This window comes from Paraglaciecola sp. MB-3u-78 (assembly GCF_002835935.1).
Classification (GTDB): Bacteria; Pseudomonadota; Gammaproteobacteria; order Enterobacterales; family Alteromonadaceae; genus Paraglaciecola.
In genome coordinates, this window is the sequence record NZ_PJCF01000004.1 from 886,054 (window position 1) to 899,400 (window position 13,347).

The window sequence follows — 13,347 nt, forward strand, 5'->3', positions numbered from 1 at the left end:
GTTTTTTGAGCATTTGCAAACAATTTTTAACAACAATTAGTTTTTACAGCAGATTTACAGGAGAAATACGATGGCTTTTAAAAAGCAATATTTGAAATCTAAGGCAATGTGTAAGGTCACATTTAAATTATCCAAAGAACAAGCACATGCAGCTGATTCGGTACGTTTAGTGGGTGATTTTAATGAGTGGGATCTGACATCTGCGCCGATGAAAAAACTAAAAAATGGTGATTTTACTACCACCGTTGATTTAGTCAAAAACTCGCAGTACCAGTTTAGATATTTATTAGATGATAAGGCTTGGGAAAATGATTGGGAGGCGGATGCCTACATACCTTCGCCAGTATCTTTTGCCGATAACTCCGTTGTGCATGTTTAAACGATTAGTTAAAGGAAGGTGAAGTCACTAAATGGTTTCATCTTCTTAGACTCCGTTTTTTTCAAATTCAACATCATTAATATTTTTTCAGGAAAAAATATTATGTTGTCTATATCTAAACGCCTCTCTCTTTTTCGTCTAGATAATAAAATGCGTCATGCCAAAAATCATGCTGATTGGAAGCAGTTTGCCATTGAGCACGACTCGACTTCTGGTCTTGAAGCGTGGAAAAATAAAGAAGTATCGAATAGTTACGATCACCTGAACATTCGCACCAGAATCGATACACTGAGAAGACTAAGACAAGAAAAGGATGATATTGGATTACTTTTCGCACTCAATGAGGGAATTCATGGCAATCAGGGGGGCATGGGTAAACCCATTCTTTATAAACTGGCAAAATTCGGTACAAAACGATTAATTGAAGAGTATGTTGATGAGACAGTCAATGCACTCGAACACATTTCTACACTCCCTGAGTCCAGTGAAATTTCGAATAAAGACAAACAAGATTTTTTTGAACGTGCAAGCCGCTGTTTTGGCCGTTCAGCATTAATGCTAAGTGGGGCCGGTTCACTTGGGCACTTTCATCTTGGAGTGATCAAGACATTATTCGAACATCAGGTGCTACCAAATGTCATTTCTGGGTCAAGTGCAGGGGCAATATTTGCTGCAATACTTGGAACCTATACAAATGATGAACTGACCCTTGCACTTCAAGGTGACATGCTGCTGGACCCTTTACAACTTAGTATTGACAACAAACCTAAACGCTTTGTTCGCGACCAAGTGGACTCTGCTTCATTAAAAATCACATTGGAGGCCGTGATCCCAGATATCACTTTTCAAGAAGCTTACGAGAAAACAGGCAGAATGATTAGTATCACTATCGCACCATTTGAAGAACACCAAACTTCCAGATTAATGAATGCGGTTACTTCGCCTAATGTTTATGTGCGTTCTGCGGTCATGGCGTCTTGTGCATTGCCTGGTGTTTTCCCCCCTGTTATGTTGATGGCTAAAAATGTTTATGGTGAGACCCAGCCATATTTACCAAATCGTCGATGGGTAGACGGGGCCGTTACGGATGACCTTCCTGCAAAAAGGCTGGCCAGACTTTATGGCGTTAACCATTATATCGTTAGTCAGGCGAATCCGTTAGCGCTAGCCATTATCAAAGGTGAAGAATATATGCCCATCCCAAGAAGCGCAAAAAATATTATACGTTTTTCTTCTCATGAATTTTTAAAAACAGGGGAACAATATAGTCGGCGTTATCTTCGTAGGCTTCCAGATATTGGGAAAGTTATGAATATGTTCTATTCAGTTTTGGCACAAGATTACAAAGGTGATGTGAATATTGTACCTAGCTTCAGCTTTGTCAGACCTCAAAAACTTCTGGGGCAACTCACCACAGATGAAATTAAGGCGTTAGTCAACGAAGGTGAACGTTCAACCTGGCCACAATTAGAACAAATTAGAATTTGCTCTAATATAAGTCACACGTTAGAACAGATTATGGATAACCATTCTGATCATAACATTAAACGTTTTTATAAAGTGAGTCGTCGAAAAACTGAGCGGCCAATGTCCCCCATCACCACGGCCTCAATTATTGGCTGATAGTTAAATGAATACCTAAATTATTTATTACTTCCATTAGACACTAAGGTAAGACTCTGCCGCCTGTTGGTCAATACTGTCGGAGCCAACGATAATAAATGAGCACCCCACCCTAAATGTTTATCTTAGTAAAGCAAGTAGCAGTCAATAATATTGACCTTTATAAAAAATAGTGATTAGTTCAGGCTCATACTTTTTAAAATAATAGACACCTGATCAGGAGTTACATCTGATGGGCATACACCCAACTCGACCAGTTTTTCGCGCACTGTCTCGGGGGCTTTAGCGTCAGCCATATCTCCATGAGACATAAGGTAGCGCCTTAGATTTTGTTGAAGTGAACGAGTTAAACAAGACATACTAATACCTTCTAGTGTCGTGAGTGATTTTTAATCCTTTATCGGCAGACTGACAACAATTCACTATGTGAATTGAACATTTTTAAATTTAACCTAAGTTTACTTAAGCATTAAACAGACCATATTGAGCATTAAACAGACCATTTTATTGATATCCTAGACAATTTAGATGGGAAGGCTTTATTGGTTTTTGTATCCGGAAGCAAACCATGGGAAATAGTCAAATAATGAGTGTATAAAACACGATCACATCCACTTGACGCAGTTGGATTGGGGTACCAAGCACAGAGACTAGAGGATGAAATTGAACAAGGGCAAAAAAAGCCATGACGTAAACAGCCATGGCTTTAATAAAACATAATCAATATTGCTTATAAAGCAGCTTCAAGCTCTGGTAATATATCAAACAAGTCGCCCACTAAGCCATAATCTGCCACTTGAAATATGGGTGCTTCTTCGTCTTTATTGATAGCAACAATCACCTTAGAGTCTTTCATTCCGGCTAAATGTTGGATTGCCCCAGATATACCTACTGCTATATACAAGTTAGGTGCAACAATTTTACCTGTCTGACCTACTTGCATATCGTTTGGTACAAAACCAGCATCCACTGCTGCTCTTGACGCGCCCATGGCAGCGCCCAGTTTGTCGGCAATGCCATCAAGTAATTTGAAATTCTCTCCATTTTGCATGCCACGACCACCAGAGATGATCACATCTGCGGCCGTTAATTCTGGTCTTTCAGATTCAGTTAATTCAGCAGAGACAAACACCGATTTATCTAAGACCTTCACCACGGTGCACGCTTCAATTGGTGCTGTGTTACTTTCACCTGCGGCATCAAATGCAGCGGTTCTAACGGTAATAACTTTAATCTTATCAGAAGATTGTACCGTCGCAATGGCGTTACCAGCGTATATTGGTCTTAAAAAGGTATCGGCACTTTCGACTTTGATAATGTCAGAAATCTGAGCAACATCTAATAAGGCTGCCACTCTTGGCATAAAGTTTTTGCCAGTAGTCGTAGCTGCCGCCAATACATGGCTTGCGTCTTTGCCTAGTTCGGTCACCAAATCAGCAATGTTTTCCGCCATTTGCTGAGCATATTCAGCATTATCAGCCAATAATACTTTGCTTACACCGTCTATTTTAGCGGCTTGTGTCGCTACAGCTTCGCAGCCAAAACCAGCAACTAACAAATGAACTTCACCGCCTAGTTGTGATGCGGCATGCATAAGTTTATGAGTTTCGGTTTTAAGCTGCTCGTTGTCATGTTCTGCATATACTAAAATAGCCATTAGATCACCTTCGCTTCATTTCTTAATTTGTCGACTAATTCAGCAACATTAGCCACTTTAATCCCACCTTGACGTTGCGCAGGCGCTTCAACTTTAAGGATCTTAACAGTTGATGTTAGGTCAACTCCGAAATCCGCAGCAGGCATAATTTCTAGAGGTTTACGTTTAGCTTTCATTATGTTCGGTAAAGACGCATAACGAGGTTCGTTTAGTCTTAAATCAGTTGTCACAACCGCGGGTAAAGTCAGCTCGATAGTTTGTAAACCACCGTCAATTTCACGGGTGACTTTCACTTTACCGGAATCAACTAGAACTTCAGAAGCAAAAGTACCCTGTGGCATTCCTGTGAGTGCAGCCAACATTTGACCGGTTTGGTTATTATCAGAATCAATGGATTGCTTACCTAGAATAACTAGATCAGGTGCTTCCTTTTCAACTACCTTTTGTAATAACTTAGCAATTTGTAACGAATCAAGGGTTAAGTCTGTATCAATTTGAATACCGCGGTCAGCACCAAGTGCTAGTGAGGTGCGTATTTGCTCTTGGCAGCTTTTATCACCAATCGAGACCACTACTATCTCTGTAGCAAAGCCCTTTTCTTTCAAGCGCACAGCTTCTTCTACTGCTATTTCACAAAAAGGATTAATCGACATTTTAGCGTTAGTTAAATCCACAGCGCTGTTGTCTGGTTTAACCCTGACTTTTACGTTGTAATCAATGGCGCGTTTTACTGGCACGAGAATTTTCATTTTCACCTCTACTTACAGGTAACAAGTTTATAATTTGAATTAACTAGCGACTCAAATCTGGTTGGCGACAATTTACTTTGTGTTGACGTTATCGTCAACTTAGATATCAATTTGCAGTCAGTTGCTATGGACAGTGCTTTAAACGAGTATTATATGTCATAGTATATGTTAAAAATCTAGTTTAGGATCACCTTGTTTAAATACTAATATATTAATTAACACACTGTTAAATATAGAGATTTTATATGGTTTTATAATTATTATATACTTCAAAATTGTTAACCAGTGGTATTATCATTGGTCCAATTAAAAGCGTTATCTGGTGCATTTATAGACATTCGCCGACTAAAATATGCTTATGAATAAGGTTCAGAAGTATTTATTTTATGAATAGTTATATACATTTTTATGAATAGTTGAAACTTAAAAGAGGACAAACAAGTGGAACGAGAATCGATGGAGTTTGATGTAGTAATAGTCGGTGCTGGCCCTGCTGGTCTGTCAACTGCGTGTCGGTTGATGCAAATTGCTCAGGAAAAAGACCAAGAATTAATGGTTTGTGTAGTAGAAAAGGGTTCAGAAGTGGGTGCGCATATTTTATCCGGTGCTGTATTCGAAACACGTGCCTTGGATGAGTTATTTCCCGATTGGAAAGAAAAAGGAGCCCCTCTTAATACTCCCGTCACCGCAGATGATATTTATTGGCTTAACAATGAAAATAAAGGGACTAAAATCCCTGGCTTCATGACACCTAAAACCATGCATAACGAAGGCAATTATATTGTTAGCATGGGCAATGTATGTCGTTGGTTAGCCGAGCAAGCGGAAGCTCTAGGTGTAGAAATATTTCCAGGCTTTGCTGCCTCAGAGGTGCTGTTTAACGAAGATGGTAGTGTTGGTGGGGTGATTACCGGTGATATGGGGCTAGATAAAGAAGGGCAGCCTAAAGATTCGTTTATGCCTGGTATGGAATTAAAAGCCAAATATACTGTGTTTGCTGAAGGTTGTCGTGGACACCTTGGTAAACAGCTAATTGAAAAATTCGAATTAGACAAAGGCCAATCTCCACAACATTACGGTATTGGTTTTAAAGAAATTTGGGATATTGATCCGGCTAAACACCAACCAGGTTTAGTAGTACATACTGCAGGCTGGCCTATCACCGATGCCACAGGTGGTTCTTACCTTTATCACGCAGAGAATAACCAAGTGTTGGTGGGGCTAATATTAGACCTAAACTACAGCAATACACATTTAAGCCCATTTGACGAATTTCAACGCCTTAAACATCACCCTGTATTTAAACAATATCTTGAAGGGGGTAAGCGTGTGTCTTATGGCGCAAGAGCGCTTGCTAAAGGTGGCTTTAATTCTTTGCCTAAAATGACTTTTCCTGGCGGTTTATTGGTAGGTTGTGATGCGGGCACCTTAAATTTTGCAAAAATCAAAGGCAATCATACTGCCATGAAGTCTGGGCTTTTAGCCGCAGAGTCACTGATGGAAGTATTAAGCCAAACAGATGCCACACCCTCCCAAGAATTAAGCAGTTATACCCAAAAATTTAAAGATTCTTGGTTGTATGATGAATTGTTTAGATCTCGTAACTTCGGCCCTGCCCTACATAAATTTGGTACCTTTATGGGCGGAGCATATAACACTCTTGAGCAGAACTGGTTCAAGGGTAATTTGCCCTTTACTTTTAGAGATGACATAGCTGACCACGTGCAGCTTAAAAACACTCAAGACTGCGTAAAAATTGACTACCCTAAACCAGATGGCGTTTTAAGTTTTGACAAATTATCTTCAGTATTTTTATCAAATACCAATCATGAAGAAGAACAGCCTTGTCACTTAAAACTAAAAGATAGCACAGTACCTATCACGGTTAATTTGGCACAATATGATGAACCTGCTCAGCGTTATTGCCCTGCAGGGGTATATGAAATCATCGAATCAGAACAAGGTGAAAAACAACTTCAGATAAATGGTCAAAACTGTGTTCACTGCAAGACTTGTGATATTAAGGATCCGACCCAAAATATTACTTGGGTTGTGCCTGAAGGTGCCGGAGGACCAAACTATCCGAATATGTGATTATGACCAAAGTTAATTATCAGATACATTCAGACTCCTCAGATAAACCTTGGATTTTATTGATCCATGGTTTATTTGGAAGTTTGGATAATTTAACGGCATTACGTAGACAATTTACTGAAACATTTCAGGTGTTGTCGGTAGATTTACCCGATCATGGAAAGTCTGCTTTTACTCAGACCTTTAGTTTTGCTCAGTATGCCAAACTTATTTCTGAACTGGTTGACAGTCTCAAGATTACACAACTCAGCTTAGTTGGACATTCTTTGGGTGGTAAAGTAGCAATGCAACTTGCTATTAATCAACCTGAACTAATTAGTCACTTGATCGTATTAGATATAGCGCCGGTTCAATATCCAGCAAACCATTCAAACGTTTTTCAAGGTTTAAACAATGTGATGTTATCAGATATCACAAGCCGCAAAGAAGCGGATATAGCCTTATCAAATTATGTCGTTGATAGCTCAACACGGCAGTTTTTATTAAAAAGTTTGTATCATGAAAACGATATTTGGAAATGGCGGTTTAATCTTACTTTACTTGAAAAAGATTACGGAAAATTATCAGCGGCTATAGGATCGGAGCAGCCCTATGTAGGTCCCGTGTTATTTATCAAAGGTGAAAATTCAGATTACTTACTGCCAGAATATAAAAAAGAAGTACTTAAACTGTTTCCTAATAGTCAATCAAGAATGATAAGTGATACAGGACATTGGTTACATGCAGAAAAACCTGAACTGTGTGCCAAAGTAATATTGGCATTTATATTTAAATAAATCAGAGTGCTATAACTCAAGGCATTTTTCATAGTAAAAACTCTATGCTAATATGCGCCAGATTTTAAGAGAGTTGAACCAAGTACATGTTAAGTGATCATTATGAGCAAATTGAAGCAATAGGATTGGACATTGCGATTGTAGGCCTATTCTTACTGATGGCTTACGTAGTTTATGATGTACTTAAGAAAAATAACGTACCACTTATCGGTAAGGTTGTAGTGTATTTTGTTCTGTTTTTAGGTGCCGCAGGATTTATATTTAAGGGCATCATGCAATTGGTTATCGACAGCTGATATCTGTAAAGATGCTAGTTTTGATTGTAACCAAATTGAATTTTCATTTACGTTGAGGAATAAGTAATAATGGCAAGTGTGGGGCTATTTTTCGGCAGCGACACTGGCAATACAGAACATATTGCTAAGATGATCCAAAAAGAATTAGGCAAAAACCTAATAGATGTTAAAGACATTGCCAAAAGCAGCAAAGAAGATATTGCTGAATTTGACCTTTTACTTTTCGGTATTCCGACTTGGTATTATGGTGAAGCTCAATGTGATTGGGATGACTTTTTTCCAGAACTCGAATTAATAGATTTTGAAGATAAATTAGTGGCGATCTTTGGCTGTGGTGATCAAGAAGATTATGCTGAATATTTTTTAGATGCGATGGGAATGGTTAGAGATATTGTAGAGGCTAAAGGTGCAATTTTAGTTGGCCAATGGCCATCAGAAAGTTATGACTTTGAAGCATCTAAAGGTATGGCTGATGAAAACCATTTCGTAGGTTTAGGTATTGATGAAGACCGTCAACCCGAATTGACCGAACAACGAGTAAAAGCTTGGTGTAAACAAATCCATGACGAACTATGTTTAGCAGAATTAAGTTGAAATTATAATAGGAGCTGAACCTCCTTTTATAATTGATAATAGTAAATAACTTTTAAATCCAAATAGGTACCCTATAATGACCTCACACTTTTTTATGAAAGTAAAATAATGGATCAAAATAAAGAATTAAAAAAAGCGGGCTTAAAAGTTACTCTCCCTCGCTTAAAAATCCTAGAGATATTACAGCTCCCTGAAAATCAACATATCAGTGCTGAAGACGTTTATAAGATTCTAATTGACCATGACGAAGATATTGGTTTGGCCACGGTTTACCGGGTACTTAATCAATTTGATGATGCAGGCATTCTAAACCGTCATCACTTTGAAGGTGGAAAATCAGTTTTTGAAATTAGTCATAAAAATCATCATGATCATCTGGTTTGTTTAAAATGCGGTAAGGTGATTGAGTTTGAAGATGACGTTATCGAAAAACGCCAAGAAGAAGTAGCTGAACGTCACAATATGATACTCACCCATCACAGTTTATATCTGTATGGTGAATGTAAAGTAGACTGTGACGAAGATTAATTTTTTCGATTTTTAATAACGCCGCAATTCTAGCGGCTTTTTTTTGCCTTACTTTACGATACTAAATGAAAGTGTATAAAACCTCCCCCCAGAATTCTGCGCTAGTGAGCGCTGAAAACAAGGAGTCTTAAATCTATATAGTGCTTTATCCTTCTCAAGCTAGTAATTTCTGCTGTGCCTAAGCTGATATCAATTCTGAAACATCCAGATAAGTATTAACGACCTCATCTTATCAGTATCTCAATTTTAGGAATTGCCACTAACACACCCAATTTTTAGTGTTACCGCATCCGTTTTATCATGGCTAGAATCAGTTAGTTGTTCTTGTTAAGTTATGAGCGAGGCATAATATTCATAAGCTTGCAGATAATACCTAGCATCACTTCGTCAGCGCCTCCTCCTATGGAGCCTAACGTAAGCGCTTAATAAACCGACGTACTTTCCAAGTATAAATATCCTTGTCATAATCTAACAGTTCACAGTAAGCGCTATTGAACGTGCGGGGGTAGCCAACTGGGTTTTGAATTTTTGAAATTCCATGGCAGGAGGTCTTCGATCTTTTCAACCGTGTCAGCATAGGGTAACGCCTTGAACACGGCATTGAGATAAGCGTAAGGTTCAAGCTCATGAATTTTGGCTGACTCAATCAGGCTATAATGGATTGCACTGGCATTAGCGCCTGCTGGGGTATCGGCAAATAACCAGGCGCGCCTACCAACAGCAAAGGGACGAATGGCATTTTCAGCCAGAATATTGCTGAGCCTCAGCCGACCATCCGTACTGTAAACCATTAGCTTTTCCCACTGATTATGTAAATAGGTCATCGCCTTGCCCGTCAATCCTCCTTTGTCGACTCTGGGGCGATTGAGCTCCAGCCATGTTTTCAGCTCGCTGAGTATGGGCACACTTCTTTGTTGCCTGGCCTGATAAATTTCATCCGCGCTTAGCAATTTGATTTGACGCTCTACCACGTACAACTTATTGATAAGGCTCAGTGCCATATCCGCTTTGGTTACCTTGCCTTTCATTGCCCTGGGTTGCCCATCTTTGGCTTCACGGAATTTTCGTCGTGCATGATCCCAGCAACCCACCGAGATTAACTGATTTTGTCTGCATACCTCGTTATAACTGGCACAGCCATCGGTTTGCAGGTAGCCATGGGTAAACCCATCAAGCAGGCGCAAGGGTACCTCCCTGCCACGGGAGGGATCGTATTCAAACAAGACACTTCGTTGCTGCGGTAACCCGCCCAGGGTTACCCACATCCATTTATGTGAAGTGGGCGAACGATCTGGCTCTTTCAATACTTGAATGCGGGTTTCATCCGCACAAATCAGTGGGCCCGAATGTTGATGCTCCCTGAGTAGGTTAATTAAAGGTTGGGCTTGTTTCGACAGGGCAATCACCCAGTTGGCCAGTGTGGCCCTTGATATTTCACCGCCATAACGTTTGATGATGTTTTCAAGTCGATAAAGCGGCATGCCATCGGCGTATTTTGAAATAATGATATAGGTCATCAGGTTGACGCTCCCCATGGCCTTGGGGACAGGATGTTTGATAAGCTGGGCGGCTTTCACCGTGCGGCCATCATCTTGTGTTTTGAAGGTCGCTTTTTCCTGCATGTATTCCAATACACGTACCTGAGCGGGAATGATATCCAGCTCTTCCCTGACTTTGACAAAGAAGGTGTCAATGGCACCCACTTTTTCTTCATCACTCAAATAAGCGAACACCTGAAGGCGGGGCAATTTGTCGGACAGTGGCTTGCGACCGGTTTTGGCCTTTGGCTCGTTGCCTGTAGGTAAAGGTGAGTCGACAGGCTCAGGCTCAGCCACCGCTTCTACTTCATTAAACAGGTGACCTTGCTGTGGTGGTGTTTGCTCAGAGCTGGCGCCAAAACGTTTTGAGTTGGCCAACCGCAAGTACTCTTCAAGCATCGCTATTCGTTTCTTTTGCTCGGCAATGACATCCGTTTTCTGTTCGATGACATCGTCTTTTTCAGACAGCAATGCGGTCATCTGGCTCATCGCATCCAGATGTAATTTTGCTTTATTTTCAGTGTCTTGCGGCGCTAATTTCATGCCGTAAAGTATACCAAATTAGCGCATTGATTACCTTAAAAAACGGCCTCATAATGCAACTTTTTATGACCTTTCATGGCACTGATATCATAGCCATCAAGCAGCCAATTAATTTGCTGCCCGGTCAGTGTTATCACCTTATCATCACGCTTTGGCCACTTGAACTTTTCCTCTGACAGGCTTTTGTAATACAACACAAAACCATTATCTTCCCAGAACAGACACTTGATTTTATTACGCCGTTTATTGGTGAATGCATAAAGGTGACCGGCAAAGGGGTCGTGCCCCAACTCACATTCAATGATGGCAGATAATCCCAAGTGTGCCTTGCGAAAATCAATCGGCTGTTGGTAAAGAAAAACCTGAGTGAGCTCCACACCTGGACGCATCACTTTGCTCACGACAACAACTCGGCTAATTGTTTAACCACTGACACGTTACTTGCCGTGATACCTATCAGACGAACACCATTGGTAAAGTGCAATGAGAGTGGATCATGATGTTGCGGCTCAGGTAATCGCTGCACACTGACAAAACCGGAGGGTTTGTGGTTAATGGGTACCAGTGCGGTTGAGTATTTGCGTTTGTGGTAGCTGAAGTTGTGTGGACACAGGTCGTGATCTCGACAATAGGCAGCTTGGGTTAAACCTGAGTCACGCCACTGAGTCACATGCTCACGCCACAGCGGAGCTTCCTGCTTTAAATTTGATGTTGCGGTCACTTTGTTTTCCTCATACGTTTGTAATGAGGAAATTATGCAGCAGATTGCCCGTCGGAATAAGGACGTAGGTTTATTAAGCGCTTACAGCCTAACCGCCCATCACGGTATGAACGAGCAACTGGGTTATCCCACATGTAGCCCATGCCCCCCCAATATTGCAAACAACTATCGGCAACTTCCCGTGCCAATCTCCCAGATTTAAGTTTTGCCATTGATGCTTTTCGTGTCACATCTTGTCCATTGATATAGCCCTCAACTCCATCGTAAACAAGCGCTCGCAGAAGCTCTACTTCTGTTTGCAACTCAGCCAGACGGAAGTGCACCACCTGATTATCAAGGATTGATTTACCAAATGCCTGACGCTCGCGAGCATATTCAATGGTGTCATTGATGTTATTTTCCATACCCTTCAAGGTGCTGGCTGCTACAAACAATCGTTCTTCCTGAAACTGGAGCATTTGATAACGAAACCCTGCACCTTCTTCACCAATTAAGTGGCGTTGAGGTACACGCACATCATCAAAAAAGATTTGCGCTGTATCAGACGAGTGCATCCCAAGCTTTTTTAATGGCTTAGAAAAGCTAATACCCCGAGTATTTGTTGGCACAATCACAAGTGACTTGTTTTTATGTGCGGGCTCATCGCTTGTATTCACCAGCAAACAAATGTAATCAGCTTGAGTAGAGGTAGTGATCCACATCTTGGTACCGTTAATCACATAATCATCACCATCCTTTCGGGCATAGGTTTTTATGGCTGCCACATCTGAGCCAGCATGTGGCTCACTCACACCAATCGAAAAGATTGCATCGCCCGTAATAGACGGTACTAAAAACTCACGGCGAAGTGCTGCGCTGCCAAATCGAGCGAGCGCCGGGGTGGCCATATCAGTTTGTACACCAATTGCCATCGGCACACCGCCACAGCGAATGCGGCCGAGTTCTTCAGAAAAAACAATCTGATAGCTGTAATCAAGACCCATACCACCATATTCAGTTGGTTTGTGAATACCCAACAAGCCTAAGTCACCCATTTTTTTGAACACTTCATGGGCTGGAAAAATACCGTCACTTTCCCATTCGTCGACATATGGATTGATTTCCTTGTCGATAAACTGCGCAATTGTGGCGCGAATGGCATTATGTTCATTGGTAAACAGCATAATTAACTCCTATTTGAATGCGCTTTGATCAGCACCTATGGCTGAGGCTTTTTCAAAGGCCGGACGAGCCTGAAGCGGCGCCAGATAATCTTTGACTTGCGGAGTGTATCGATTATCTAACCCCAAGATTGTCCCAAATGCAATGCATATCCCACTGCGATATCCGCAATCGTAAAACGCTCATCACATAAAAATTCCCGTGACTCAATATGCGCATCGAGGCGACGTAATCGAGCAATAAACCAGGCGGCATAATCCTCTTCGGCCTGAGGCAAGCGTCGATCTCCTTGCTCTAATCGACTATAACGCAGCACAATAGTTTGCGGGAACGTCAGCGTAGCATCGCTATGATACAGCCAATTCAGATAGTCGCCGTATTCAGCATGCTCTGACTTAAGGCCAAAATCATGCTGATTATACTTTTCAACCAGATAATGGCAGATGCCACTCGATTCCGTCATAGTGGTTTTGTCGTCTTGAAAAAAAGGAGCGGTTCCTAACGGATTTATAGCTAAGAATTCCTTTTTGAAGAAACGCGGCGGGAACGGCAGCATCTCCACCTCATAGGGTATTTGCATTTCTTCCATTGCCCACAGAGGACGCAACGAGCGTGCGCCATGGCAGCGCCAAAACTTCATTGTCTATCTTCCTATTGCCGCGCGACCAGATCGCGCGGTCACGTTGCT

The 13,347-nt window shown here is 41.2% G+C and carries 15 protein-coding genes; 7 read left to right on the forward strand and 8 right to left on the reverse strand.

The window, feature by feature from the left end:
• The first annotated feature begins 70 nt into the window (after positions 1–70).
• On the forward strand, positions 71–379 hold the full coding sequence (locus tag CXF95_RS10700) for an isoamylase early set domain-containing protein (protein WP_101198643.1): 309 nt from the start codon (positions 71–73) through the stop codon (positions 377–379).
• 102 nt (positions 380–481) lie between these two features.
• A complete protein-coding gene (locus CXF95_RS10705; protein WP_101198644.1) occupies positions 482–2,002 on the forward strand; it encodes a DUF3336 domain-containing protein in 1,521 nt (506 codons plus the stop codon).
• Between the two features lie 176 nt (positions 2,003–2,178).
• On the opposite strand, the gene CXF95_RS10710 is transcribed toward CXF95_RS10705, so the two are convergent.
• From CXF95_RS10710 to CXF95_RS10720, 3 genes are all read right to left on the reverse strand, one after another.
• Positions 2,179–2,361, reverse strand: coding sequence for a hypothetical protein (locus CXF95_RS10710; protein ID WP_101198645.1), 183 nt, complete (start codon positions 2,359–2,361; stop codon positions 2,179–2,181).
• 371 nt (positions 2,362–2,732) lie between these two features.
• Positions 2,733–3,659, reverse strand: coding sequence for an electron transfer flavoprotein subunit alpha/FixB family protein (locus tag CXF95_RS10715; RefSeq protein WP_101198647.1), 927 nt, complete (start codon positions 3,657–3,659; stop codon positions 2,733–2,735).
• A complete protein-coding gene (locus tag CXF95_RS10720) occupies positions 3,659–4,408 on the reverse strand; it encodes an electron transfer flavoprotein subunit beta/FixA family protein (protein WP_101198648.1) in 750 nt (249 codons plus the stop codon). The genes CXF95_RS10715 and CXF95_RS10720 overlap by 1 nt, the downstream gene beginning before the upstream one ends.
• A 456-nt stretch (positions 4,409–4,864) precedes the next feature.
• On the opposite strand from CXF95_RS10720, the gene CXF95_RS10725 reads away from it, so the two are divergent.
• The 5 genes from CXF95_RS10725 (at position 4,865) to fur (ending at position 8,696) form a co-directional block, all read left to right on the forward strand.
• A complete protein-coding gene (locus tag CXF95_RS10725; protein WP_101198650.1) occupies positions 4,865–6,502 on the forward strand; it encodes an electron transfer flavoprotein-ubiquinone oxidoreductase in 1,638 nt (545 codons plus the stop codon).
• 2 nt (positions 6,503–6,504) lie between these two features.
• Positions 6,505–7,278, forward strand: a complete 774-nt coding sequence (locus CXF95_RS10730) for an alpha/beta fold hydrolase (protein WP_101198651.1) — start codon at positions 6,505–6,507, stop codon at positions 7,276–7,278.
• A gap of 86 nt (positions 7,279–7,364) precedes the next feature.
• A complete protein-coding gene (locus CXF95_RS10735) occupies positions 7,365–7,574 on the forward strand; it encodes a DUF2788 domain-containing protein (RefSeq protein ID WP_101198652.1) in 210 nt (69 codons plus the stop codon).
• A gap of 69 nt (positions 7,575–7,643) precedes the next feature.
• Complete coding sequence (gene fldA / locus CXF95_RS10740; RefSeq protein ID WP_101198653.1) at positions 7,644–8,168, forward strand: flavodoxin FldA; 525 nt, start codon at positions 7,644–7,646, stop codon at positions 8,166–8,168.
• A 108-nt stretch (positions 8,169–8,276) separates the two neighbouring features.
• A complete protein-coding gene (gene fur / locus CXF95_RS10745) occupies positions 8,277–8,696 on the forward strand; it encodes a ferric iron uptake transcriptional regulator (RefSeq protein WP_101198654.1) in 420 nt (139 codons plus the stop codon).
• Positions 8,697–9,184: 488 nt separating this feature from the next.
• Here the strand turns inward: fur and CXF95_RS10750 are convergent, their stop codons facing one another.
• The 5 genes from CXF95_RS10750 to CXF95_RS10770 form a co-directional block, all read right to left on the reverse strand.
• Positions 9,185–10,777, reverse strand: a complete 1,593-nt coding sequence (locus CXF95_RS10750; RefSeq protein WP_198556450.1) for an IS66 family transposase — start codon at positions 10,775–10,777, stop codon at positions 9,185–9,187.
• A 35-nt stretch (positions 10,778–10,812) separates the two neighbouring features.
• The gene (tnpB, locus tag CXF95_RS10755) at positions 10,813–11,178 is read right to left on the reverse strand and encodes an IS66 family insertion sequence element accessory protein TnpB (RefSeq protein ID WP_101197177.1); all 366 of its coding nucleotides are present in this window, start codon (positions 11,176–11,178) and stop codon (positions 10,813–10,815) included.
• The gene (locus CXF95_RS30530; protein ID WP_232787551.1) at positions 11,175–11,498 is read right to left on the reverse strand and encodes a hypothetical protein; all 324 of its coding nucleotides are present in this window, start codon (positions 11,496–11,498) and stop codon (positions 11,175–11,177) included. Before CXF95_RS30530 ends, tnpB begins: the two co-directional genes overlap by 4 nt.
• 32 nt (positions 11,499–11,530) lie before the next feature.
• Entirely contained in the window at positions 11,531–12,661 is a 1,131-nt protein-coding gene (locus tag CXF95_RS10765; protein WP_101198655.1) for an acyl-CoA dehydrogenase family protein, read from the reverse strand.
• 116 nt (positions 12,662–12,777) lie between these two features.
• A complete protein-coding gene (locus CXF95_RS10770; protein WP_232787760.1) occupies positions 12,778–13,299 on the reverse strand; it encodes a glutathione S-transferase family protein in 522 nt (173 codons plus the stop codon).
• Positions 13,300–13,347 lie beyond the last annotated feature (48 nt).

Excerpts from the sequence above, each read along its gene's own strand:
- CXF95_RS10700 (WP_101198643.1), top strand. The coding sequence starts at position 71 with ATGGCTTTTAAAAAGCAATATTTGAAATCTAAGGCAATGTGTAAGGTC.
- CXF95_RS10705 (WP_101198644.1), top strand. The coding sequence starts at position 482 with ATGTTGTCTATATCTAAACGCCTCTCTCTTTTTCGTCTAGATAATAAA.
- CXF95_RS10710 (WP_101198645.1), bottom strand. The coding sequence starts at position 2,361 with ATGTCTTGTTTAACTCGTTCACTTCAACAAAATCTAAGGCGCTACCTT.
- CXF95_RS10715 (WP_101198647.1), bottom strand. The coding sequence starts at position 3,659 with ATGGCTATTTTAGTATATGCAGAACATGACAACGAGCAGCTTAAAACC.
- CXF95_RS10720 (WP_101198648.1), bottom strand. The coding sequence starts at position 4,408 with ATGAAAATTCTCGTGCCAGTAAAACGCGCCATTGATTACAACGTAAAA.
- CXF95_RS10725 (WP_101198650.1), top strand. The coding sequence starts at position 4,865 with ATGGAGTTTGATGTAGTAATAGTCGGTGCTGGCCCTGCTGGTCTGTCA.
- CXF95_RS10730 (WP_101198651.1), top strand. The coding sequence starts at position 6,505 with ATGACCAAAGTTAATTATCAGATACATTCAGACTCCTCAGATAAACCT.
- CXF95_RS10735 (WP_101198652.1), top strand. The coding sequence starts at position 7,365 with ATGTTAAGTGATCATTATGAGCAAATTGAAGCAATAGGATTGGACATT.
- fldA (WP_101198653.1), top strand. The coding sequence starts at position 7,644 with ATGGCAAGTGTGGGGCTATTTTTCGGCAGCGACACTGGCAATACAGAA.
- fur (WP_101198654.1), top strand. The coding sequence starts at position 8,277 with ATGGATCAAAATAAAGAATTAAAAAAAGCGGGCTTAAAAGTTACTCTC.
- CXF95_RS10750 (WP_198556450.1), bottom strand. The coding sequence starts at position 10,777 with ATGAAATTAGCGCCGCAAGACACTGAAAATAAAGCAAAATTACATCTG.
- CXF95_RS10765 (WP_101198655.1), bottom strand. The coding sequence starts at position 12,661 with ATGCTGTTTACCAATGAACATAATGCCATTCGCGCCACAATTGCGCAG.
- CXF95_RS10770 (WP_232787760.1), bottom strand. The coding sequence starts at position 13,299 with ATGAAGTTTTGGCGCTGCCATGGCGCACGCTCGTTGCGTCCTCTGTGG.